This is a genomic window from Gemmatimonadaceae bacterium, assembly GCA_035633115.1.
GTDB lineage: Bacteria > Gemmatimonadota > Gemmatimonadetes > Gemmatimonadales > Gemmatimonadaceae > UBA4720.
In genome coordinates, this window is sequence record DASQFN010000047.1 from 18,797 (window position 1) to 40,978 (window position 22,182).

The window sequence follows — 22,182 nt, forward strand, 5'->3', positions numbered from 1 at the left end:
CGGAGCCTTTCGCGATGACCGAGAATACGCGCATGGAGAAGGACCCACTCGGCGAGCTCGCCGTACCGGCGTCGGCCCTGTATGGCGTGCAGACCTTGAGGGCGGTCCAGAACTTTCCGATCAGCGGCATAAAGCCTCTCCCCGCTTTTGTGGACGCGACGGTTCGCATCAAACGCGCGGCAGCTCTCACACATCGGCAGACGGGACGTCTCGAGGCCAGGCTTGCGGATGCTATCGTCAAGGCGGCCGATGAGGTCCTCGCGGGGCAGCACAGGGATCAGTTCGTCGTTGACGTCTACCAGGCAGGCGCCGGCACGTCGCACAACATGAACGTCAACGAAGTTCTCGCCAACCGCGCGAACGAGGTCCTGGGCGGGAAGCGAGGTGAGTATTCTCCAGTACATCCGAACGATCACGTGAACATGGCACAGTCGACGAACGACGTCATACCGACGGCGATTCGTCTCGCGTGCGTCACCGAGCTGCCGAAGGTCGTGAACGCGTTCGACAAGCTTGCCGAGGCATTCGAGGAAAAAGGGCGCGAGTTCGACGACGTCATCAAGTCGGGCCGCACCCATCTCCAGGATGCGATGCCGATCAGGCTCGGCCAGGAGTTCACGGCGTATGCGGGCAGCCTGCGCCGCGGTGTTCAGCGAGTCGTCCAGGCCGCGAACTACCTGCGCGAGCTGGGCATCGGAGGAAGCGCTGTCGGAACCGGAGTCAACGTCGAGCCGGAGTATCCCGCGCTGATAGTCCGGTTTCTCAACGAGACGACCCACCTCGATCTCCGCGAGGGGGCCGATCGCATTCAGCTGATGCAGAGCATGGGCGATGTTGCTGCGTTCAGCTCGCAGTTGAAGGTTCTGGCGGTCGACCTCAGCAAGATCGCAAGTGATCTCCGCATCCTCGCCAGCGGGCCCCGGACCGGATTCGACGAGGTCCGACTGCCCGCTGTGCAACCCGGATCTTCCATCATGCCCGGGAAGGTGAATCCGTCCATACCCGAGATGGTCAATCAGGTGTGCTTCCAGGTGATCGGAAACGATGTCTGCGTGAGCACATCGGCCGAGCACGGTCAGCTGGAGCTGAACGTGATGATGCCGGTGATCGCGTACAACGTGCTGTTATCCATGCAGATTCTCACGAACACGGCCAGTGTGCTCGACAGCAAATGCGTGCGCGGGATAGAAGCCAATCGCGAGCAGGCCGCGTACTGGGTGGAGCGCTCAGCGGCGCTCGCCACGGCGCTCGCTCCTCAGATCGGCTACGCCCGCGCGGCCGAGCTCAGCAAGCAGTCCGTGAAAGAGAACGTATTGATTCGTGATCTCGTGAAGCGGGAGAAAGTTCTTCCCGAGGATCAGATCGATGAAGTGCTCGACCTGCGGAAGATGACCGAAATCGGCGTTCCCGGCGGAGCGCACGGCGGAGCGTCGACGGGCTAGTACTGGTACAGTTTGCTTTGAGACCGGAGAGTTTTTGGATCCTATTGCCAGTCTTGGCATTCAGGCCTATTACTGCCCCAGACGCTCAAACTCAGCTTTATGCCAAGACTGGCAATGAGATCCAAAAACTCTCCGGTCTCAAAGCAAACTGTACCACTGCCGGCGGGATAACACACTTGTAGTTTCAGCGTCTCACCCGTATCGTAAATCATGCGCATCACCACCTGGGCCGAGTACGGTGTCATCTGCGCGCTTCATCTGGCGAAGCGCACCGAGAAAGGTCCGGTCACCGGCCGCGAGATTGCCGCGCAGGAGCGACTCCCCGCCGACTACGTTGAGCAGATCCTGCTCAGGCTCAGAAGGGCGGGAGTGATCACCAGCACGCGGGGCGCGCGGGGCGGTTACACGCTGTCCCGACCGGCGGAAGAGATATCGATTCGGGCGGTGATCCACGCCTCCGAGCTGGAGACATTCGACCTGCACTGTCTCAGCCACCCTGTCGAGGAAGATCGGTGCTCGGCTTCGCACAACTGCAGCATACGCCCGGTGTGGGTGCTGCTGCAGACCAGGATCGACGATGTACTGGAGAGCGTGTGTCTGGCCGACCTGCTTCAGGACGAGCCGGCGGTGCGAGAGCGGGTCGGCCTGCCGATTCTGGAGCACGTCTGACCGGTAAGCGGTAGCCGCAGCCGGTGCCGGCAAACGAAAACGGCGCGCGAGCAAATGCTCACGCGCCGTTGTTATTGAGTATGGTCTTTCATCGTCAACCCACGAGAGTGCCGAAGGGGGGACTCGAACCCCCACGGGCTTGCACCCACTGGCTCCTGAAGCCAGCGCGTCTACCAGTTCCACCACTTCGGCGTCCAGTTTTTGAAACTAGAGATACCCCACAGTGAAGTCAACGAAACCAGCGACGGACCGCAGCACGATTTCGCCCTTTCTCCCTATATAGAACCGTCCTATACTTGCCCCAAGAGTGATGGCCGAGACAGCGGAAAAGCCGGACAGACAATCGATCGCGCGGAACAGACGGGCGAGACACGACTATCAGATCCTTGACACCTGGGAGGCTGGAATCGTGTTGACGGGCAGTGAAGTCAAGTCGCTCCGCGACGGCAAGGCGAACATCTCGGACGCTTATGGCATAGTGAAGGACGGGGAGGTTCATCTCCTCAATCTGCACATCTCCCCATACGAGCAGGCCAGCTACTTCAACCACGAGCCGACGAGAACGCGGAAGCTCCTGCTTCACAAGCGTGAGATCAGGAAGATGATTGGGGCAGTCGAGCGGCAGGGCCTGACGCTCGTTGCTCTGGAGCTCTACTTCAGGCGCGGAAAGGCAAAAGTCGCCCTGGGGCTGGGCCGCGGGAAAAAGCTTTACGACAAACGCGCCGATGAGAAGCGACGCGACGACGAGCGGGACATGCAGCGCGCAGTGAGAACCAGATGATCGCGCTCCTCCTGTTTCTGCAGACGGCCATCACGACGCCTCCGAACCTCGTGATCCGGCAGGGCGACGTGCTGAAGGTTGTAGCGGTCACCGGGACGACTCAAGGCTCATACATCCGGGCCGATCTACTCGCCGCCGCGCTCGGCGGCTCCGTGGCGAATGCGCCCAATGGTCATTATCGCGTGACGCTGGGCGAAACCAAAATCGAGCTGGTCGAAGGAGTGCCGTTCCTGCGAGCCGGGACTGTAATGGTTCCAATGATGCTTCCCGCATTGCGCAGCGGGGCGACGTTCCTCCTCCCTTACCAGGTCGTATCGGCGGTGATTCCGCGCTACGCAAGCGGCTTCTTCTACGACGCCGGGTCGCGGGAGCTGAGAATCTTTACGACGATCACGCGGAACTATCCTCCGCCCGCGCCCGCAGCCACTACGAATTTCCCACCGACGGTTGGTGCGGGCAGCGCCAGGCTGCCAGGCTCGTCTCGCCCGCGCGGCTTGAAACGGGGAGGAGGGCGATATCTCGTCGTTGTCGACGCCGGGCATGGGGGCGTGGACCCCGGCATGACCGGGCCAATAGGCGGAGGTCCCACACTGATAGAGAAGGAAATCACGCTGGCCGTTTCGCGGATCGTTGCGCAGGAGCTTCGCGGCAGCGGAGTGGATGTGCTGATGACGCGAACAACAGACACGCTGATCGCGCTCTCGGATCGCGGCAGAATTGCAAACCGCAACAAGGGTGATGTGTTCGTCTCCATCCATGTGAACGCGAGCGGCTCACGCGGCGCGTCGGGAGCGCGGCAACGCGGTTACGAGACGTACTTCCTCGCCGAAGCAAAGAGCGAAGACGCGCTCAGAGTGGAGCGTATGGAAAACGAAGCCGTCCGGTTCGAGACGGGCGCAAACGCACCAAAGGGCGATCCTCTCAGCTTCATCATCAACGACATGGCGCAGAACGAGCACCTGCGAGAATCGAACGATCTTGCCGAAACGATCCAGCAGGGTATGGGGACTTTCCACCCAGGGCCGAATCGTGGCGTGCAGCAGGCGAACTTTGCGGTTCTGCGAGGATCGTACATGCCGGCGGTTCTCGTCGAGATAGGTTTCGGGACGAATCCCGACGAGGCGGACTATCTGCGCGATTACACCAGCCAGCGGGAGATCGCGGTCAGCATCGCGCGCTCGGTGCTCGACTATCTGAGTCATTACGAGGCGCGGGTAGGAGGTGGAACGAAGTAACGAGCGTCGAACCGGAGCCCGTTGTCCGTATTGACGGGGACGCCCCTTGATTGTAGGTTCCATTATGGAACCATAATGGAACCATCCGGGAGGGAAGATGGCGACCATGACGATCAAGAACATGCCCGACGATCTCTATGCCGCGCTGAAGGAGACCGCGGCTGCTAACAGGAGAAGCTTGAACAGTCAGGCAATTCTCTGCCTCGAGCGGGCCGTTCAGAGCACGCCGATCGACACGCGACGGCTGTTATCGCGGATTCGCGCCCGCCGAGCCCGGCTCGAGGGTATTTTCGTCACCGACGCGGATATCGACGAAGCGAAACGCCAAGGACGGCCGTGATCGTAGCCGACACAAACCTGGTTGCGTATTTCCTTATCCCTGGAGAGCGGAGCGCGGAAGCCGAATCAGTTTTCCGAAGGGATTCGGAATGGGTTGCGCCCCTTCTCTGGCGGACTGAGTTCAGGAGCGTCCTTGCCTTCCATCTCCGGCGAAGTGCTCTCTCGCTCGATCACGCGCTCGAGATAATGACCGACGCCGAAACACTGTTGCGCGGTCGCGAATATTCGCTCCCCTCCGAACCAATCATGCGTCTCGTCGCGGGATCGGCTTGTTCTGCCTACGATTGTGAGTTCGTAGCGCTCGCCAGGGAGCTTGGAGTGTCGCTGGTGACCTCGGATGCGAAGGTGCTCGGCGCGTTTGGTGAGACGGCAATCTCTCCCGTGCAGTTCGCCAGGTGACCACGCACCCATGGACGAGGTGAACCGACCCGCGTCGGGAGCTGCGCGGCCGCTCGCGGTTTCGTTTGCCTCGCTGGAGTTTCAGAACCCGCTGATTCTCGCATCGGGCACTGCGGCATTCGGCCGTGAGATTGCCGGCGTCATCGACCTCGACTCGCTGGGCGGGATCGTAACAAAGGCCGTGAGTCCCGCGCCGCGGCGTGGCGCTCCTGCGCCAAGAGTCGCGGATTTCGAAGGTGGGATGATCAACGCAGTTGGTCTCGCGAATCCCGGAGTGGAGACCGTTCGCGACCAGGAGCTGCCGTGGCTCGCCGCCAAGCTGCGGCGCGCGCGCGCGATCGTGAACGTCGTGGGCGACACGGTCGAGGACTTTGCCGCAGTGGTGACCGAGCTCGATGAGGTCCCCGGGGTTTCGGCGTTCGAGCTCAACGTGAGCTGCCCCAACGTGAAATCCGGCGGAATGGAATTCGGAGCCGATGATGAGACACTGGCGCAGCTCGTACGCCTTGCGCGTGCGGCCACGAAGCGCCCGCTGACGGTGAAGCTCTCGCCGACGCTTCCGGATATCGCGCGCACGGCCAGCGTTGCCGTCGATGCAGGTGCCGATGCGCTGACACTGGTAAACACAATTCCAGGTCTTGTCATCGATGTCGAGACCCGGAGGCCGGTGCTCGGCTTTGGGTCCGGAGGCGTGAGCGGCCCGGGCCTCCTACCGGTCGGAGTGCTTGCGGTGTGGAAAGTCAGACGAGCGGTGAGCGTGCCGCTCATCGGCGTCGGTGGAGTGAGCAACGGCACGCACGTCGTGCAGTACATGCTCGCGGGTGCGACGCTCGTCGGGATGGGCACGGCGGCAATGAAGGATCCTCGGGCTCCCACGCGTATTTTGAAAGAGCTCGACTCCTGGCGCCGGTCGCACAACGTGAATTCGCTGACGGACATCATCGGCACGCTTGAATGGCCGGCGTAGGCGCTTCCGCGCCTGCCGTTCGCGGCGGACGATCGACGGTTGTGCCGATCGTTGCACTCGACTATCCCGATTCCGACAGCGCACTCGAGCTCGTGTCGCTGCTCGGCGAGAGCTGCCGGTTCTACAAGATTGGCAGCGAGCTCTTCACGGCGTCGGGGCCATCCATCGTGGAAGCAGTTCGTCGTACCGGCTGCGACGTGTTCCTCGATCTCAAGCTTCATGACATCCCGAACACTGTCGCGGGGGCAACTCGGCGCATTCGGGAAATGGGCGTGAAGCTTACGACAGTGCATGCCTCTGGCGGGAGGGCGATGATAGAAGCGGCTGTCGAAGCCGCGGAAGCGGAGTGCGGTATTCTCGCAGTGACAGTCCTGACTTCTCTCGACAGCAGCTCACTCGGGGAGGTCATCGGTGCCGAGAGCGGGGACGTGGCAAAGTCGGTCATCCGACTCGCGGCGCTTGCGGCAGCCAGTGGGGCGCGAGGTGTGGTATGCAGCGGTGAAGAAGCGCGGCAAGTGCGCGCTCAGTTCGGACCAAATCTCGAGCTGTTGGTGCCCGGTGTACGATTGCCCGGCGACGCAGCCGGCGATCAATCGCGCATCGTCACGCCTGAAGCCGCCGCAGCAGCCGGTGCGGACTATCTCGTCCTCGGGCGTACCGTGACTGCTGCTCCTGACCCGCGAGCCGCGATGCAGTCGGTTCGCGACCGACTGCGGATCTGAGGGTCATTCTGGTCCGCGAGCCAGGCGCTCGACCAGCCGCGGGCTGCCGCCAACGACTCTGTTTTACGAGAACCTCGGCGCCGTGGAGCCTGGGGAGCACAGATGACACAGATGGAACACAGATGACAGAGAAAACGGCGGGATATTGGAAAGAACAGGCCGCTCAATCGGCATATGGCGTGGGACCACTTTCATTTTGATCTCGAAGTTGTTGTCGTAAGGCGCTCGATGAGTGCCCTCGCGAACTCGATGCCCTCGTAATATCTCCGCGCTTCGATTCGCTCATCCCGCCCATGCGCTCGCGCCTCATCCGGTGTGGAGAACATGCCTGCGACTCCGTACACCGGAATTCCAGCGTTGCGCACATAGCTTCCGTCAGTCGCACCCGACGACATGACCGGCACCACAACCACTCCGGGCCAGAAACGCTTTGCGACGGTCTCGATTGAAGACAAAAGATCAGGGGGTAGAGGAGACGGCGGAGACACGGTCGCCGGCTGAGCCTCTACGACTTCGACCGCGGTATCTGCCACTGCCGCGCGAAGCGCCCGCACCACCATTGCCGTGTCGGTCCCCGGCAGCATTCTGCAGTTCACAGTTGCCTGCGCCATTTGCGGTAGCGCATTGTCCGCATGCCCTCCCGTTAGGCGCGTGGCAACACATGTGGTACGCAGCTGCGCATTGAATCGTGTGATCCGTGTGAGGCGCCTCGCGGCGGCGCTATTCATTGGCTGCCGCGCAACGAGTCGCATCAATCGCGCGATGCTGTCGGTCTCGAATGCCGCAGAGCGCTCCAGCGCCAGCCGCGTCGTCGCACTCACCTCTATTGGAAAGCGATGCTCGGCGAGACGGCCAAGAGCGCGCGACAATGAATAGATCGCATTGTCGGCCCGCGGCTGTGACGAGTGTCCTCCCGCATTCCGAACCGTCATGCGATAAGTGACGTAAACCTTCTCGCTCACCTGAACTCCCAGCTCGGCCTCGCGCCCGCCGTAGATAGTGCCGCGCCCAGCATCAAAATTCAGGGCGATCCTCGGGTCACCGATGTGCCTGCGCCCAGCCCCACTGGAAAACCACTCGATCTGCTCGGAAGTCGTCTCCTCGTCTCCGGTCATCACCGCCACGATGTCAGCATGGGGAACGAACCCCGATCTCTTCCATCGAATCAGATTCGCCACAATCGTGGCGACGCCCTCTTTGTTGTCGATCGTTCCGCGGCCATACCACCATCCGTCCTTCTCGGTCATCACGAAGGGATCGGTAGTCCAGTCTTCCCGCAGGGCCGGAACCACATCGAGGTGCGCCATCAGCAGGATCGGCTTCACTGTTCCGTGCCCACGGAGACGAGCAACCACGTTCCCGACACTGTCCGAGCTCCCGGTGACGAAGGCGTCCTGCTCGCTGAACCCCGCCGCTCGCAACCGCCGAACGATCGCATTGGCTGCGTCGACTGTCGCACGCGTCGAAGAGATCGACTGGATTCCGATGAGCTCGGTCAGGATTGCGCGCGACATCGCCGAATCGGCGGAGGCCATTCGTGGCTGCGCCTCGATGCTGCCGGCACCAAACACCAGCAGGGCAAGAGTTACACGGAAACGCATACTGCAGCTCCACTGTGATGGGGACGATGAGGCCAGCGGGTTCATTTCTATTTCAACGAAAGCGGACATTTCTATTTCAATGCTACACTTTAAGGCCAGTTCGGCTTGATTTCGGCTGCTAGACCCTGTAATTTCAAAGGCTAACTAAGAAAATCCTCCCCGCGACAAGCGGGGAGCTTTGCACGTACATCGGAGTCTCCGTGAAAGTTCGCAGCAGCGTCAAACCAATCTGTGAGCACTGCAAGGTGATCAAGCGCCAGGGCGTCGTGCGCATCATCTGCAAGCGCAACCCCAAGCACAAGCAGCGGCAGGGCTGATAATGGCACGTATCGCCGGCGTGGATCTGCCACGCGAGAAGAAGCTCGAGATCGGGCTGACGTACATCTACGGCATCGGACGCGCTACCGCGCGAAAGATCCTCGAGGACGCGGGAGTGAATCCGGAGCAGCGGGTGCGCGACCTCAATGACAACGACACCAACCGCCTGCGCCAGACGATCGAAAAAGATCTTCGCGTGGAAGGCGCGCTTCGTACCGAAGTCGCGATGAACATCAAGCGACTGATGGACATCGGATCCTATCGCGGCAACCGCCACCGCCGGGGACTTCCCGTCCGCGGCCAGCGCACACATACGAATGCCCGCACGAAAAAGGGGCCCCGCCGAGCAATCGCCGGAAAGAAAAAGGTGACGAAGTAATCCATGGCTACTGGAAAGAAGACAAAGCGCATCATCGAGGCCGAAGGAATCGCCCACGTCAGCGCGACGTTCAACAACACGACAATCACCATCACGGATTCGCACGGCAACACGATCTCGTGGGGATCGTCGGGCAAGGCAGGATTCAAGGGCTCCAAGAAGTCCACTCCGTTTGCCGCGACTGTCGCGGGAGAACAGGCCGGACGCGAAGCGGTTACGCTTGGCGTTCGCCGAGTTCACGTGCGCGTGCAGGGGCCTGGCTCGGGTCGCGAGTCGGCGATCCAGGCGCTCGTCGCCGCCGGGCTTCAGGTGAAATCGATCCGCGACGTGACGCCGATTCCGCACAACGGCTGTCGTCCGCCGAAGCGCCGGAGAGTCTGACCGATGCGCTATACCGGACCAAGCTGCAGGCAGTGCCGCAGAGAAGGTACGAAGCTTTTTCTCAAGGGAACGAAGTGCTTCACGGAGAAGTGCCCCGTCGAGCGCCGGCCTACTCCGCCCGGCCAGCACGGATCGAGCACAGCCCGCCGTCGCAAGATGTCGGAGTACTCGAAGCAGCTTCGTGAGAAGCAGAAGATCAAGCGCATCTATGGTGTGAGCGAGAAGCAGTTCCGAAACACGTTCGAGCGAGTCGCCACGATGCCTGGAATTACGGGCCACAATCTTCTCGCCGCCCTCGAGAGCCGGCTGGACAACGTCGTGTACCGAATGGGATTCGCGTCGAGCCGAAAGGCGGCGAGGCAGCTCATCCGTCACCGTCACGTGGAGATCGCGCAGAAGCCCGTCGACATCCCGAGCTACCTCGTGTCGCCCGGTGAAGAGGTTCGAGTTCGAATGAAGTCGCGCGAGCAGGTGTCGGTGATGGCAGCGATGGATCAGTCGACGCGTGGCGCGCCGCTTTCGTGGATAGCGGTCGACCGCGACACGTTCAGCGGCCGGATGCTGGAGCGTCCGACGAGGCCGAACATTCCGATCGCGGCGCAGGAGCAGCTCGTCGTAGAGCTGTACTCCAAGTAACAACGGACCCGTTACCCGCTGACCGTACCTGTTGGCCGGTACCCGCTCGCAGTTGTCCGCAATCCGCGGTTAGTCCGCAGTTCGCAGTTTAGTCCGCAGTCCGCAGTGCAGTACCGCAATCCGCAGTGCAGTTGAGACAGGATCAGCATTAACAACGATGCTAGTTCGGGACCCTAACTCCCGTACGGGCTCACCGCGCGTTAGGGGCGGGGTGGGACGTGAGGAAATAAAGAGAAAATGGCACAGGCAATTGAATTGAGAGGTCTCGTCCGTCCGCAGCTCGTCGAGATGACAAAGCGCGAGGACAATCCCAATACCGCCGAATTCCGACTTCAGCCGCTGGAGCGGGGTTTCGGTCACACCCTTGGCAACGCGATGCGGCGAATGCTGCTGTCATCGCTTAGAGGCTCCGCCGTCTGGGGCATCCGGATCGACGGCGTGCTGCACGAGCATCAGACGATTCCGGGAGTCGTGGAGGACGTCCATCAGATCATCGGCAATCTCAAGATGCTGACACTGATTCTCGACGAGGGCGTCGAGGAAGTGATTCTCCGCATCACCAAGGGAGAGTCCGGACCGGTCACTGCCGCCGATGTCCAGGCTGCACCGGGCGTCGCCGTGCTCGACCCGTCGCATCACCTGTTCACGATGCAGGACGATCGCGACATCAACGTCGAGCTCTACGTCAACAAGGGCCGCGGCTATGTCGAAGCGGACCAGCATACGGTCGATCGCGCGCTTCCCGTGGACGTCGTCAGAATCGACTCCATTTACAATCCCGTTCGCCGCGCGAACTTCTCGGTCGCAGAAACGCGCGTTGGGCAGAGAACGGACTACGATCGTCTGACGCTGAACGTCGAGACGAACGGAACGATCTCTCCTGAAGAGGCAGTGAGCTACGCAGCGGCGCTGGCGCAGACACACTTCCAGTACTTCGTCGGCTTCGGCTCGCACGCTTCGGCGCCGCTCGTGCCGGGAAGCGACATCGCGGCCGGCGACGGCCAGCGGATGGCCGACCTGCTCAGAACGCCGATCGACGATTTCGAGCTGTCCGTCCGCTCGGTAAACTCCCTGAAGAATTCCAATATCCGCACGCTGGGTGATCTGGTGAAGATGACCGAGAGCCAGATTCTTCAGGTCAAGAACTTCGGCAAGAAATCCCTCAACGAGATCGCCGATCTGCTGGAGAAGCACGCTCTCAACTTCGGCATGAAGTACGAGGATTCGCCGGACGGCGTACGCTTCACCGATCGCGGCACGCCGCCTAATCGAAACGTCGCGACGGTAGCAGCCGACGAGGACGAGGAGCAATAGTCAGATGCGTCACCGCAAAGTTGGTCGCTCTCTAAAGCGCACGGCCGAGCAGAAGCTCGCGCTGATGCGCAGCCTCGCCACGGCTTTGATCGAGCGTGGCGCGATCGAGACGACTGAAGCGAGAGCGAAGGAGCTTCGTCCTTTCGTCGAGAAGCTGATCACCAAGGCCCGCTCGGGCACCCTGCACGATCGTCGTCTCACCGGTCGTCATGTGCACCAGCGCGCAATCAACGATAAATTGTTCGCTGAGATCGGGCCGAGGTTCGCTTCGCGCGCCGGTGGATACACACGCATCCTGAAAACCGGACATCGCAAAGGCGACGGTGCCGAAATGGCCCGCATCGAGCTGGTGGATTAAATGGCAATCGCAAGAAATCGCTGCTTTGTGTGCGACAAGGGTGTCGCCCATGGGAATAACGTCTCGCACGCCAACAACCGGACCCGCCGGGTGTGGAAGCCCAACCTGCAGGCCGCGCGGGTGGTCGTCGATGGCAAGATCACCAAGATCAAGGTGTGCACGCGCTGTCTGCACGCCGGAAAGATCCAGCGGGCCCCGAGGGGCGTTGCAGCCTCATAAGTTGGTGAGCCCGGCCGAGGTGAACAGAGAGGGGAGCGCGTTATCGGCTCCCTCTTTTTGTATATGAACCACAACTAACGCCACAGAGACACAGAGACACAGAGAATGCACAGAGAACCGCAACAGAAGGGGGAACAGCGCTCGCTTCAGCCAGCATTGGTGTCCTTCTGTAGTTGCCGTTCACAAAACGAAAGGGACAGTTCTCTGTGCTTCCTCTGTGTCTCTGTGTCTCTGTGGCGTTAGTTCGGATCCTGCCGAGCTACGATGCCTAGAAGAAACGACCTTCATCGAATTCTCGTAATCGGCTCAGGCCCGATAGTCATAGGGCAAGGAGCGGAGTTCGACTACTCCGGCACTCAGGCCGCGAAGGCCCTCAAGGAGGAAGGCTACGAGGTCATCCTCGTGAACTCCAATCCGGCGACGATCATGACGGACCCGGAGTTCGCGGATCGAACGTACATCGAGCCCGTGACCGCGGAATTTGTCGAGCTCGTGATCGAGAAGGAAAAGCCCGACGCATTGCTTCCGACGATGGGCGGCCAGACCGCGCTCAACGTCGCGATGAAACTGTACGACTCGGGCGTGCTCGCGAAGCACGGCGTCCACCTGATCGGTGCTGACGCGCGCGCCATACGAATGGCCGAGGACCGCGGCGAGTTCGCGGACGCGATGCGACGTATCGGGCTCGCTGTTCCCGTTGGCGGAATCGCTACTACATTCGACGAGGCGCTCGGCCTCGTCGACCTCGTCGGATTCCCGGCAATCATCCGCCCCGCGTTTACCCTCGGCGGCACCGGCGGCGGCATCGCATACAACCGCGACGAATACGAGGGGATCGTCCGTCGCGGACTGGAGCTGTCGCCGGTCAGCCAGGTGCTGATCGAGCGCAGCGTGATCGGGTGGAAGGAGTTCGAGCTCGAGGTGATGCGCGACTGCGCCGACAACGTCGTCATCGTGTGCTCGATAGAGAACGTCGACCCGATGGGCGTGCACACGGGCGACTCGATCACCGTCGCGCCCGCCATGACGCTCACTGATCGCGAGTACCAGAAGATGCGAGACGCGGCAGTCGCTGTGATCAGGGAGATCGGGGTCGAAGCGGGCGGCTGCAACATCCAGTTCGCTGTCAATCCTGACAACGGTGAGATGCTCGTGATCGAGATGAATCCGCGCGTGTCGCGGTCCTCGGCACTGGCTTCGAAGGCGACCGGGTTCCCGATCGCGCGCATCGGCACCAAGCTCGCCGTCGGCTACCGCCTCGACGAGATCCCGAACGACATCACGAAGACCACTCCGGCATCGTTCGAGCCGGTGCTCGATTATGTCGTCGTCAAATGCCCGAGATTCGCGTTCGAGAAATTCACGGCTGCAAATCCCCAGCTTACGACGCAGATGAAGTCGGTGGGCGAATCGATGGCCATCGGGCGCACGTTCAAGGAAGCGCTCCAGAAAGGCCTGCGCGCTCTCGAGACCGGACGACCGGGCTGGGCAACAGCGCCGAGGATTTCCGACGACCGTCTGACTGACGAGACGCTGGAATCGCTGCGCGGCGCCCTGAGGCAGCCGACGCCTGAGCGCATCTTCCAGATCAAACGCGGGCTCGAAGCGGGGCTCGACGTCAATGAGCTTTACGATCTGACCCGAATTGACCCATGGTTCCTGGCGCAGATGCAGGAGCTCGTCGAGGCCGAAGCCGATTACGCCAGTCTCGATCAGCCGGACGCCGAAGACGTCCGAAAAATGAAGCGGATGGGATTCTCCGACAGGCAGCTCGCCGTTCTTCGCGGGACGACCGAGAAGGCCGTGCGCGAATGGCGCTGGCAGCTCGACGTCAGGCCGGCCTACAAGATGGTGGACACCTGCGCCGGCGAGTTTCCTTCCGCCACTCCCTATCTCTACAGCAGCTACGACGAAGAGGACGAGGCGCCGCGCAGCGGTCGGCATTCGGTGGTGATCCTCGGCAGCGGCCCTAACCGGATCGGGCAGGGCGTCGAGTTCGATTACTGTTGCGTACGCGCCGCGCTCGCGCTCCGCGAGGCCGGATACGAGACGATCATGATCAACTCGAACCCGGAGACCGTCTCGACCGATTTCGACATCTCGGACAAGCTCTTCTTCGAGCCGCTGACTCTCGAGGATGTTCTCGAGGTCGTCGATCGGGAAAAGCCGGTCGGTGTAATCGTCCAGCTCGGCGGCCAGACGCCGCTGAAGCTGACACGCGGACTTGAAGCGGCGGGCGTGAAGATTCTCGGCACGTCTCCGGACGCGATCGACATTGCGGAGGACAGGCGGCGGTTCGACGCGATCGCCCGCGAGCTCGGAGTGCGCCAGCCCGACAACGGTACGGCGACGAGCATCACCGAGGCGCTTGCAGTCGCCGAAAGCATTGGCTATCCGGTCCTGGTGCGCCCCTCTTACGTTCTCGGGGGCCGGGCGATGGAGATCGTCTACGACTCGGCATCGCTGATGGACTACTTTGAGCGCGCAGTGCGAGTGTCGGAGGAGCGGCCAGTGCTGATCGACAGTTTCCTCGAGGACGCGTTCGAGGCCGACGTCGATGCGATCGCCGACGGCGAGCGCGTGGTGATCGGCGGCATCATGCAGCACATCGAGGATGCTGGCATCCACTCCGGCGATTCAGCCTGCGTGCTGCCGCCGTACCTGATCGGTGAGACCGACCTCGACGTGATGCGGGCGCACACAGTCTCGTTTGCGAAAGCGCTCGGGGTCGTGGGACTGATCAACGTCCAGTTCGCGATCAAGAACGGCGAGGTTTACGTGCTGGAGGTGAATCCACGCGCGAGCCGAACCATACCTTTCGTGTCGAAAGCGATTGGCGTATCACTGGCCGCGATCGCTGCGCGAGTGATGCTCGGTGAGACACTCGCCGACCTTGGTTTCACCGAGGAGATCGTGCCGAGTTACGTGGCGGTGAAGGAAGCAGTCTTCCCATTCACCAAGTTCCGCGAGTTCGATCCAATACTCGGGCCTGAAATGCGCTCGACCGGTGAGGTCATGGGAATCTCGACTTCGTTCGGCAGTGCCTTCGCGAAAGCGCAGATCTCGGCCGAGAACGTTCTGCCCGACGGGGGCACGATTCTCCTGACGGTCAACGACTTCGACAAGAACAGTGTCACGCCGATTGCCCGCCGCTTTCATGAGATGGGCTTCACGCTGCTGGCGACTCAGGGGACGGCCCGGCATCTTCGCGGCCGGGGGATTCCGGTTGAGCGCGTGTTCAAGGTTCACGAGGGAAGACCGCACGGAATCGATCTCATTCTCAACGGCCAAGTGCAGCTTCTCATCAACACGCCTTACGGCAAGCACGCTCAGCAGGACGACTATACCCTGAGGCAGGCCGCGATCGCCCACGGCGTCGCCTATACGACGACTCTCTCGGCCGCGAGTGCCGCCTGCGACGCAATTCTCTCGATGAGGTCGCGGGCACCTTCCGTCCGGTCGCTCCAGGAGTGGCACGCGAGTCTGCGGTCCGAGGTGCCTGCGTGACTCAAGGCCTCGTGCACGAATCTGCCTGCGTAGACGAAGGCGCCTCCATCGGAACGGGCACGCGCATCTGGCATTTCTGCCACGTACTCGGCGGCGCAATCATCGGCGACAGGTGCTCGCTTGGACAGAACGTCGTCGTGATGAACGGCGTTCGCATCGGCAACAACGTCAAGATTCAGAACAACGTTTCCGTCTACGAGGGGGTTGAGCTGGAAGACGACGTTTTCTGCGGGCCGTCGATGGTGTTCACGAACGTCATCAATCCGCGCAGTCACGTCTCTCGGCGGAACGAGTACCAGAAGACTCTGGTGCGGCGAGGCTCGACGATAGGCGCCAACGCAACGATTCTCTGCGGCACTACGCTCGGCGAATACTCCTTCATCGGCGCCGGAACCGTCGTTACGAAGGACGTGCCGGCGTATGGACTGATGGTTGGGGTTCCCGCGCGTCGTGTGGGCTGGATGTGCAAGTGTGGCGTGAGACTCCCCGACAGCGGGGAGGGGAAGTGCAAGGCATGCGGGGAGACTTACCGCTCACACGGCAACTCGATCGAGCGGGTCGCAGAGTAATGGCTGATTCCTCGAAGGTCTTCCGGATCGCGCTCGTGGGTTGCGGGCGCATCTCCAGGAATCACATCGAAGCGATCGAGCGGGTCGACGGTCTCGCGCTCGTCGCGGCGTGCGACGCGAGCGAGGATCGCGCGCGCGCCGTGGCCGAGCCGCGAGGGATTCCGTGGCATACGTCGTACGAAAAGATGCTTGCCGAAGTGCCCTCGCACATCGTCGCGATCGCAACGCCCTCGGGGTATCATCCGGCGCAGGGTGTGCTCGCGGCCAAGGCAGGCCGGCACGTTGTGACGGAAAAGCCGATGGCGATATCGCTCAAGGGCGCCGACGAGCTGGTGCAGGCATGTGATGCAGCCGGAGTTCATCTCTTCGTCGTCAAGCAGAACCGGCTGAATGCCCCGGTGCAGATGCTCAAGCGGGCCGTTGACCGAGGCCGTTTTGGCCGGCTCTACCTCGCCAACTGCACCGTGAGATGGACGCGGCCTCAGGAGTACTACGAGCAGGCCCCCTGGCGCGGCACGTGGGAGTTCGATGGTGGGGCATTCATGAATCAGGCGTCGCATTACGTCGATCTCATCCAGTGGATCGTCGGTCCGGTGGAGAACGTGATGGCAAAAACGGCGACACTCGGCCGGAAGATCGAGACCGAGGACACGGGAGTTGCGATTCTGCGCTTCAGGTCGGGGGCACTTGGTGTGATCGAGGTGACCATGCTCACCTACCCGCAGAACATGGAGGGGTCGCTGACTGTTCTCGGGGAGAAAGGGACCGTCAAGATCGGGGGAACGGCGGTGAACAAGGTCGAGCACTGGGCTTTTGCCGACAGTGATCCCGATGACGAGCTGATTCACAACCTCGACACGAATCCCCCGAACGTCTACGGGTTCGGCCACGAGGGCTACTATAGAAATGTGCTTGCAGTGCTTCGAGGCGAGGCCAGGCCTGACACCGACGGGCGGGCGGGGCGAAAATCGCTGGAGCTCATCCTCGGGATATACGAATCGGCGAAAACGGGACGCGACGTACCGCTCCCGTTGCGCGTCTGAACCGGCGATCTTTCGAGGCTATGAACAAAAACTGCGGACTGCGGAACGGCAGAGGAATCGGACTGCGGATCCGCGAGGGAGTCGGACTTCGGAGCGAAAGGACATGGTAGTCCCGCTGCTCGATCTGCGCGCCCAGTACGCGACCATCCGCGACGAGGTCGTCGCCGCGATGATGCGCGTTGTGGACGATCAGACATTCATTCTCGGCCCGCCCGTCGAGCAGCTCGAGACTGCGGTGGCCGAGCTGTCCGCAACGCGCTTCGCGATCGGATGCGCCAGCGGAACGGATGCGCTGCTCCTCGCACTGCGCGCGCTCGACATCGGTCCGGGCGACGAGGTTGTCACGACCCCCTTTACGTTTTTCGCGACCGCGGGAACGATTCACAACGTCGGCGCGCGCCCCGTGTTTGCCGACATAGAACCGGGAACGTTCAACATCTCGCCTCAGGCAGCTGCCGCAGCGGTCACGTCGCGCACGAAAGCCGTGATGCCGGTGGATCTCTTCGGGCAGCTCGCGCCGCTGGACGCGATCACCGCGGCGATACCCGATCTGCCGATGATCGAGGACGCAGCCCAATCCATCGGTGCAACTCGCGAGATCGGTGGGCGGAAAACTCAAGCGGGCGAAGCAGCGACGATCGGGACTTTCAGCTTCTTCCCCTCGAAGAATCTCGGCGGATACGGCGATGGAGGCATGATCGTTACGCAGGACGAGGCGCTCGCGACGCGCCTGCGCCGGCTGCGCGTTCACGGCGGTCTCAAAACGTATTTTCACGACGAGGTCGGTTACAACAGCCGGCTCGACTCGCTCCAGGCGGCCGTGCTTCTGGCGAAGCTCCCGCATCTCGAAGGCTGGAGTGCCGCCCGCCGCCGGAACGCTGCCTACTACGACGCCGCGTTCGCGCGGCTCGCGGAAGTGTGCACGCCGGTTGTCGAGCCCCGGAACGTGTCGATCTACAACCAGTACACGCTACGGGTGGCGCGCCGCGATGAGCTTGCCGCCCATCTCAAGGCGAAGGGCATAGGTCATTCGATCTATTATCCTCTTCCGCTTCACCTCCAGCCATGCTTCGCCTACCTCCAGTACGCGGAGGGCGCGTTCCCCGAGAGCGAGCGCGCGTCGAAGGAGGTGCTGTCGCTTCCGATCTATCCGGAGCTGACCGAATCTCAGCTCGATGCAGTCGTGGCCGCCGTCAGGGAATTCTATGGCGACTGAAAAGAGCGCCGACACGACGATGAAGGACCGCCTCCTCGAGAAGCTGGCCGATCGCAGCGCCTGCATCGGCGTGGTTGGCCTTGGATACGTGGGGCTGCCGCTCGCAATAGAGTTTGCGAAGGCCGGGTTCCACGTGATCGGCTACGACGTCAGCGAGGATGTAGTGGCCGAGCTGATGCGCGGCGAATCGCATATCCAGGACATCCCTGCTGCCGCCGTCGCCGAAGTCGTGCGGGCGGGAAGGCTCGAGGCGACGACCGATGAAGCGCGTCTCCGCGAGATGGATGCGGTCTCGATTGCCGTTCCGACCCCGCTTGCAAAGACCCGTGATCCCGACATGACCTACGTCATGGCGGCAGCGGACGCTATTGCCGCCAATTGCCGGCCCGGGATGTTGATCGTGCTCGAGAGCACGACCTATCCGGGCACGACGCGTGACCTGATGCAACCCATGCTCGAGGCGGCGGGACTCACCGTAGGCGAGGATGTGTTTCTCGCTTTCAGCCCGGAGCGCGTCGACCCGGGCAACGCGAAGTGGAGCATAAAAAACACGCCGAAGGTGGTGGGCGGAATTACGGCCGCGTGCACTGAAGTTGCGTCCGCACTGTACGCGTCGTGCCTCGAAACGATTGTACCCGTGTCGAGCACGGAGACTGCGGAGCTCGTGAAGCTGCTCGAAAATACTTTTCGCTCTGTTAACATCGGACTCGTCAACGAGATGCAGATTGTCTGCGAGAAGCTCGGAGTGAATGTGTGGGAGGTGATAGAGGCCGCGGCTACCAAGCCATTCGGCTTCATGAAGTTCACGCCCGGGCCCGGGATCGGCGGACATTGCATTCCACTCGACCCGCATTACCTCGCGTGGAAGATGCGAACGCTCAACTACAAGACGCGGTTCATCGACCTGGCGAGCGAGATCAACAGCGAGATGCCGGCCCTCGTCGTGGAGAAGGTGGCGCAGGCGCTGAACGACCAGAGAAAACCGGTGAAGGGAAGCCGCATCCTCGTGCTTGGGGTGGCTTACAAGAGGGACATCGACGACATGCGGGAAAGCCCCGCACTCGACGTGATTCGACTGCTCGAGGAATCGGGCGCAGAGGTTGCCTATCACGATCCGCACATCCCGTCGTTCCGCGAGGACGGGTACGAGCGCACAGGCGTCGAGCTCAGCGACAACGAGCTCTCGCAGTCGGACGCCGTAGTGATCATCACTGATCACAGCGGCATCGACTATCAGCGGGTCGTGGACATGGCGCCGGTCGTCGTCGACACCCGAAATGCGACTGCCGGCATGGTAAGGAAAGGCGCCGCCAGGGTCACCGACAAGCCAGCGCCGAACATGGCGACTGTATAACCCCCGAACAGAACTCATGAACATCTCAGTCATTGGAACCGGATACGTGGGGCTCGTCGTGGGTGCCTGTCTCGCGGAGACCGGCAACGACGTCGTGTGCGCCGATGTGGTTGCCTCGAAGATCGAGGGTCTCAAGCGCAATGTTCTTCCCATCTACGAGCCCGGTCTCGAGGATCTGGTCGAGCGAAACCAGCAGGACGGCCGACTGACCTTCACGACTGACATCGCGGCGGCGATCGCTTCCGCCGATGTCCTGTTCGTCGCCGTGGGCACTCCCCCCGACGAGGACGGCTCCGCGGACCTGCAGCACGTGCTGGTTGTCGCCCGCGAGATCGGCACGCACATGTCCCGCGAGATGGTGATCGTCACGAAGTCGACGGTTCCGGTTGGAACGGCGGGGAAGGTCGCCGCGGAAGTGCGCAAGACTGCGCGGTATCCGTTTCACATGTGCAGCAATCCGGAGTTCCTGAAGGAAGGAGCTGCTGTGGACGACTTCATGAAGCCCGATCGCGTCGTCCTTGGCGTAGCGAGCGCACATGCACGGGAGGTGATGGCGGAGATCTACGCACCGTTCGTGAGAACCGGCAATCCGATCATCTTCATGGACATCGCGTCCGCTGAGATGACGAAGTACGCCGCGAATGGCATGCTCGCGACCCGCATCTCATTCATGAACGAGATCGCGAATCTCTGCGAGCGCGTGGGCGCCAACGTCGACATGGTGAGGAAGGGAATCGGAAGCGATTCGAGAATCGGGCCTTCGTTCCTCTTCCCGGGACCGGGCTACGGCGGATCGTGCTTTCCAAAGGATGTAAAGGCGCTGGTGAGGACTGGCGCGCAGATGGGCATGGAGCTGCACGTGCTGACGGCCGTCGAGGAAGTGAACGAGCGTCAGAAGCTGAGGCTGTCCGAGAAGCTACGAGAGGCGCTCGGCGACGACCTGAGCGGCATGCACATCGCGTTGTGGGGACTGGCGTTCAAGCCCCAGACGGACGACATGCGCGATGCGCCGGCGCTCACGCTCATCGAGGATCTGCTCGCCGCCGGCGCCACCGTCTGCGCGCACGATCCCGCCGCGATGAAAGAGGCCCGTCACCGCCTTGGTAATACGATTCAATACTCGGAGACCAACTACGATGCCCTCCCCGGCGCTGACGCGCTTGTCGTAGTGACGGACTGGAACGAGTACCGTCATCCGGACTTCTCGCGGGTGAAAGAGTCCCTGCGGCGGCCGCTGGTGATCGACGGCCGCAACCTTTACGATCCCGTCAAAATGCGCGAGCTCGGGATCATCTACTACTCGATAGGGCGCGTGGTGCGCGAACAACCTGCTGCCGTGAGGGTAGGAGAATACGCATGAGACCTGGGCGTATTCTATTTGCGGCAACCCTGCTGCTTGCCCTCGCCGCAGGCGGATGCCGGCCGGTGTTCAATCCCGGCAAGTATACCGACATGAACGCGTTGTACAAGGCGGCATTGACCGAGTTCAACGCGAAGCGGTTCGACAACAGCGCCAAGGCGTTCGAGCGGCTCACGGTGGAGCTTCCGGCAAGGGATTCGCGCGTGCCCGTCGCCTACTTCTACCTCGGCAAATCACAGGACAAGATTGGCGAGCGCCTGCTCGCGGCCAAGTCGTACAGCAGGATTTACGAGCAGTTTCCGGAGGACACGCTGGCGGATGACGGTCTCTATTATTCGGGGCTCGCGTACGAAGCAATGTGGCGCAAGCCGGTTCTCGATGCGCAGTATGGTGAGAACGCGCTGACGCAATTTCAGACGCTGCACGCGCTGTATCCCAGTTCGCCGGTGACAGTGCAGGGCGACAAGGAGCTCGCGAAGCTGGACGAGTGGTTCGCCACCAAGGACTACGAGACCGGCCGGCACTATCTCAAGCGCAAAGCGTACGACTCTGCGATCATCTACTTCAAGGACGTGATCAGGCTCCATCCGGCGGCACCGAAGACACGTGAAGCGTACCTGCGTCTGCACGAGGCATACTCGGCGATCAACTACAAGGACGACGCACGCGACACGTGCGAAGCGGCCCGCAAGAACTACCCGACGGATCGCGAAGTCAGACAGCTCTGTGGTGCGGCGGCCGCCCCGGTCGTATCGCAATAGCCTTTGCGACTCGGCGTCTTTGGCGGGACGTTCGACCCTCCACACGTCGGCCACTTACTCGCCGCGGTAGATGCCTTCGAGGCGCTCTCGCTGGACAAGCTGATATTCGTGCCCGTCGCATCGCAGCCGCTCAAGGCGAGCGCGCCGGCCAGCGCTCCTGCCCGGGACAGGCTGGAAATGGTTCGCTCCGCCATCGGCGATGATCCTCGATTCGAGGTCAGCGCCGCGGAAATCGAAAGAGGCGGGTTATCTTACACGGTGGACACGCTGGAGGCGCTCAATCTGGAGCAGCCCGGAGCGACCTTGTTCCTGATTCTCGGGATGGATGCTTTCGGAACGCTCGATCGATGGAAATCGCCGGGGCGCGTCAAAGAGCTGGCAACAATCGCGGTGCTTTCGCGGGCAGAAACAGGTCGCGAGGCGGAGATCGGGTCGATGCACGGCGTTACCCTCATCGGCATGAGGCGAATCGACGTGTCGTCGTCCGAGATTCGCGGGCGTATCCGCGACGGGCGGCCAATTCGAGGGTTCGTGGCTGATTCGGTGGAGAACTACATCGCCACCGCGGGTTTATACCGACCGGAGCCCGGCAGCCGATGATCGGCAGCGGGG

Annotated in this window: 24 protein-coding genes and 1 tRNA gene; 23 read left to right on the forward strand and 2 right to left on the reverse strand. The window is 61.9% G+C overall.

The genetic code is table 11. The features are described from left to right. The first annotated feature begins 14 nt into the window (after positions 1-14). The gene (locus VES88_04660) at positions 15-1,442 is read left to right on the forward strand and encodes an aspartate ammonia-lyase (protein HYN80771.1); all 1,428 of its coding nucleotides are present in this window, start codon (positions 15-17) and stop codon (positions 1,440-1,442) included. Positions 1,443-1,652: 210 nt separating this feature from the next. Beyond that, the gene (locus tag VES88_04665) at positions 1,653-2,111 is read left to right on the forward strand and encodes an Rrf2 family transcriptional regulator (protein HYN80772.1); all 459 of its coding nucleotides are present in this window, start codon (positions 1,653-1,655) and stop codon (positions 2,109-2,111) included. A 108-nt stretch (positions 2,112-2,219) separates the two neighbouring features. Here the strand turns inward: VES88_04665 and VES88_04670 are convergent. Continuing rightward, positions 2,220-2,303: transfer RNA gene (locus VES88_04670), tRNA-Leu, on the reverse strand. Positions 2,304-2,421: 118 nt separating this feature from the next. Here VES88_04670 and smpB point away from each other — a divergent pair. The 6 genes from smpB to pyrF all read left to right on the forward strand — a co-directional run bounded on the left by smpB (position 2,422) and on the right by pyrF (position 6,554). Further along, positions 2,422-2,892 carry an SsrA-binding protein SmpB gene (gene smpB / locus VES88_04675; GenBank protein HYN80773.1) on the forward strand — a complete coding sequence of 157 codons (471 nt, stop codon included), beginning with the start codon at positions 2,422-2,424 and terminating at the stop codon, positions 2,890-2,892. Continuing rightward, positions 2,889-4,127, forward strand: a complete 1,239-nt coding sequence (locus tag VES88_04680; protein HYN80774.1) for an N-acetylmuramoyl-L-alanine amidase — start codon at positions 2,889-2,891, stop codon at positions 4,125-4,127. The genes smpB and VES88_04680 overlap by 4 nt, the downstream gene beginning before the upstream one ends. Positions 4,128-4,224: 97 nt before the next feature. Next, complete coding sequence (locus VES88_04685) at positions 4,225-4,467, forward strand: hypothetical protein (GenBank protein HYN80775.1); 243 nt, start codon at positions 4,225-4,227, stop codon at positions 4,465-4,467. Further along, positions 4,464-4,865 carry a type II toxin-antitoxin system VapC family toxin gene (locus VES88_04690; GenBank protein ID HYN80776.1) on the forward strand — a complete coding sequence of 134 codons (402 nt, stop codon included), beginning with the start codon at positions 4,464-4,466 and terminating at the stop codon, positions 4,863-4,865. Before VES88_04685 ends, VES88_04690 begins: the two co-directional genes overlap by 4 nt. A gap of 10 nt (positions 4,866-4,875) precedes the next feature. Then, a complete protein-coding gene (locus VES88_04695; GenBank protein HYN80777.1) occupies positions 4,876-5,832 on the forward strand; it encodes a dihydroorotate dehydrogenase in 957 nt (318 codons plus the stop codon). Beyond that, positions 5,820-6,554 carry an orotidine-5'-phosphate decarboxylase gene (gene pyrF, locus VES88_04700; protein HYN80778.1) on the forward strand — a complete coding sequence of 245 codons (735 nt, stop codon included), beginning with the start codon at positions 5,820-5,822 and terminating at the stop codon, positions 6,552-6,554. Before VES88_04695 ends, pyrF begins: the two co-directional genes overlap by 13 nt. A 191-nt stretch (positions 6,555-6,745) precedes the next feature. Here pyrF and VES88_04705 read toward each other — a convergent pair whose 3' ends face one another. Next, complete coding sequence (locus VES88_04705; protein HYN80779.1) at positions 6,746-8,155, reverse strand: M20/M25/M40 family metallo-hydrolase; 1,410 nt, start codon at positions 8,153-8,155, stop codon at positions 6,746-6,748. A 200-nt stretch (positions 8,156-8,355) separates the two neighbouring features. On the opposite strand from VES88_04705, the gene rpmJ reads away from it, so the two are divergent. The 15 genes from rpmJ to nadD all read left to right on the forward strand — a co-directional run bounded on the left by rpmJ (position 8,356) and on the right by nadD (position 22,170). Next, a complete protein-coding gene (gene rpmJ, locus VES88_04710) occupies positions 8,356-8,472 on the forward strand; it encodes a 50S ribosomal protein L36 (GenBank protein ID HYN80780.1) in 117 nt (38 codons plus the stop codon). 2 nt (positions 8,473-8,474) lie between these two features. Next, positions 8,475-8,852: a 30S ribosomal protein S13 gene (gene rpsM, locus VES88_04715; protein ID HYN80781.1), complete on the forward strand. Its 378-nt coding sequence runs from the start codon at positions 8,475-8,477 to the stop codon at positions 8,850-8,852. A gap of 3 nt (positions 8,853-8,855) precedes the next feature. Continuing rightward, on the forward strand, positions 8,856-9,233 hold the full coding sequence (rpsK, locus tag VES88_04720; protein HYN80782.1) for a 30S ribosomal protein S11: 378 nt from the start codon (positions 8,856-8,858) through the stop codon (positions 9,231-9,233). Positions 9,234-9,236: 3 nt separating this feature from the next. Beyond that, entirely contained in the window at positions 9,237-9,869 is a 633-nt protein-coding gene (rpsD, locus tag VES88_04725; GenBank protein HYN80783.1) for a 30S ribosomal protein S4, read from the forward strand. Positions 9,870-10,106: 237 nt separating this feature from the next. Next, entirely contained in the window at positions 10,107-11,183 is a 1,077-nt protein-coding gene (locus tag VES88_04730; protein ID HYN80784.1) for a DNA-directed RNA polymerase subunit alpha, read from the forward strand. 4 nt (positions 11,184-11,187) lie between these two features. Then, positions 11,188-11,541, forward strand: a complete 354-nt coding sequence (rplQ, locus tag VES88_04735) for a 50S ribosomal protein L17 (GenBank protein HYN80785.1) — start codon at positions 11,188-11,190, stop codon at positions 11,539-11,541. Next, complete coding sequence (rpmB, locus tag VES88_04740; GenBank protein HYN80786.1) at positions 11,542-11,760, forward strand: 50S ribosomal protein L28; 219 nt, start codon at positions 11,542-11,544, stop codon at positions 11,758-11,760. It begins immediately after the preceding gene. A gap of 264 nt (positions 11,761-12,024) precedes the next feature. Continuing rightward, positions 12,025-15,267 (forward strand): carbamoyl-phosphate synthase large subunit, encoded by a 3,243-nt coding sequence (gene carB, locus VES88_04745; GenBank protein ID HYN80787.1) that lies wholly within the window; start codon positions 12,025-12,027, stop codon positions 15,265-15,267. Continuing rightward, a complete protein-coding gene (locus VES88_04750) occupies positions 15,264-15,836 on the forward strand; it encodes an acyltransferase (protein HYN80788.1) in 573 nt (190 codons plus the stop codon). The genes carB and VES88_04750 overlap by 4 nt, the downstream gene beginning before the upstream one ends. Next, positions 15,836-16,879 (forward strand): Gfo/Idh/MocA family oxidoreductase, encoded by a 1,044-nt coding sequence (locus tag VES88_04755; protein HYN80789.1) that lies wholly within the window; start codon positions 15,836-15,838, stop codon positions 16,877-16,879. Before VES88_04750 ends, VES88_04755 begins: the two co-directional genes overlap by 1 nt. Before the next feature lie 103 nt (positions 16,880-16,982). Further along, the gene (locus VES88_04760) at positions 16,983-18,095 is read left to right on the forward strand and encodes a DegT/DnrJ/EryC1/StrS family aminotransferase (GenBank protein ID HYN80790.1); all 1,113 of its coding nucleotides are present in this window, start codon (positions 16,983-16,985) and stop codon (positions 18,093-18,095) included. Further along, on the forward strand, positions 18,085-19,449 hold the full coding sequence (locus VES88_04765) for a nucleotide sugar dehydrogenase (protein HYN80791.1): 1,365 nt from the start codon (positions 18,085-18,087) through the stop codon (positions 19,447-19,449). Before VES88_04760 ends, VES88_04765 begins: the two co-directional genes overlap by 11 nt. Before the next feature lie 16 nt (positions 19,450-19,465). Beyond that, positions 19,466-20,809: a UDP-glucose/GDP-mannose dehydrogenase family protein gene (locus VES88_04770; protein HYN80792.1), complete on the forward strand. Its 1,344-nt coding sequence runs from the start codon at positions 19,466-19,468 to the stop codon at positions 20,807-20,809. After that, positions 20,806-21,570, forward strand: a complete 765-nt coding sequence (gene bamD, locus VES88_04775) for an outer membrane protein assembly factor BamD (GenBank protein ID HYN80793.1) — start codon at positions 20,806-20,808, stop codon at positions 21,568-21,570. Before VES88_04770 ends, bamD begins: the two co-directional genes overlap by 4 nt. Positions 21,571-21,573: 3 nt before the next feature. Next, positions 21,574-22,170, forward strand: coding sequence for a nicotinate-nucleotide adenylyltransferase (gene nadD / locus VES88_04780; GenBank protein ID HYN80794.1), 597 nt, complete (start codon positions 21,574-21,576; stop codon positions 22,168-22,170). Positions 22,171-22,182 lie beyond the last annotated feature (12 nt).

Coding starts and splice junctions, on each gene's coding strand:
- VES88_04660 (HYN80771.1), top strand. CDS start 15: ATGACCGAGAATACGCGCATGGAGAAGGACCCACTCGGCGAGCTCGCC.
- VES88_04665 (HYN80772.1), top strand. CDS start 1,653: ATGCGCATCACCACCTGGGCCGAGTACGGTGTCATCTGCGCGCTTCAT.
- smpB (HYN80773.1), top strand. CDS start 2,422: ATGGCCGAGACAGCGGAAAAGCCGGACAGACAATCGATCGCGCGGAAC.
- VES88_04680 (HYN80774.1), top strand. CDS start 2,889: ATGATCGCGCTCCTCCTGTTTCTGCAGACGGCCATCACGACGCCTCCG.
- VES88_04685 (HYN80775.1), top strand. CDS start 4,225: ATGGCGACCATGACGATCAAGAACATGCCCGACGATCTCTATGCCGCG.
- VES88_04695 (HYN80777.1), top strand. CDS start 4,876: ATGGACGAGGTGAACCGACCCGCGTCGGGAGCTGCGCGGCCGCTCGCG.
- pyrF (HYN80778.1), top strand. CDS start 5,820: ATGGCCGGCGTAGGCGCTTCCGCGCCTGCCGTTCGCGGCGGACGATCG.
- VES88_04705 (HYN80779.1), bottom strand. CDS start 8,155: ATGCGTTTCCGTGTAACTCTTGCCCTGCTGGTGTTTGGTGCCGGCAGC.
- rpsM (HYN80781.1), top strand. CDS start 8,475: ATGGCACGTATCGCCGGCGTGGATCTGCCACGCGAGAAGAAGCTCGAG.
- rpsK (HYN80782.1), top strand. CDS start 8,856: ATGGCTACTGGAAAGAAGACAAAGCGCATCATCGAGGCCGAAGGAATC.
- rpsD (HYN80783.1), top strand. CDS start 9,237: ATGCGCTATACCGGACCAAGCTGCAGGCAGTGCCGCAGAGAAGGTACG.
- VES88_04730 (HYN80784.1), top strand. CDS start 10,107: ATGGCACAGGCAATTGAATTGAGAGGTCTCGTCCGTCCGCAGCTCGTC.
- rplQ (HYN80785.1), top strand. CDS start 11,188: ATGCGTCACCGCAAAGTTGGTCGCTCTCTAAAGCGCACGGCCGAGCAG.
- rpmB (HYN80786.1), top strand. CDS start 11,542: ATGGCAATCGCAAGAAATCGCTGCTTTGTGTGCGACAAGGGTGTCGCC.
- carB (HYN80787.1), top strand. CDS start 12,025: ATGCCTAGAAGAAACGACCTTCATCGAATTCTCGTAATCGGCTCAGGC.
- VES88_04755 (HYN80789.1), top strand. CDS start 15,836: ATGGCTGATTCCTCGAAGGTCTTCCGGATCGCGCTCGTGGGTTGCGGG.
- VES88_04760 (HYN80790.1), top strand. CDS start 16,983: ATGGTAGTCCCGCTGCTCGATCTGCGCGCCCAGTACGCGACCATCCGC.
- VES88_04765 (HYN80791.1), top strand. CDS start 18,085: ATGGCGACTGAAAAGAGCGCCGACACGACGATGAAGGACCGCCTCCTC.
- VES88_04770 (HYN80792.1), top strand. CDS start 19,466: ATGAACATCTCAGTCATTGGAACCGGATACGTGGGGCTCGTCGTGGGT.
- bamD (HYN80793.1), top strand. CDS start 20,806: ATGAGACCTGGGCGTATTCTATTTGCGGCAACCCTGCTGCTTGCCCTC.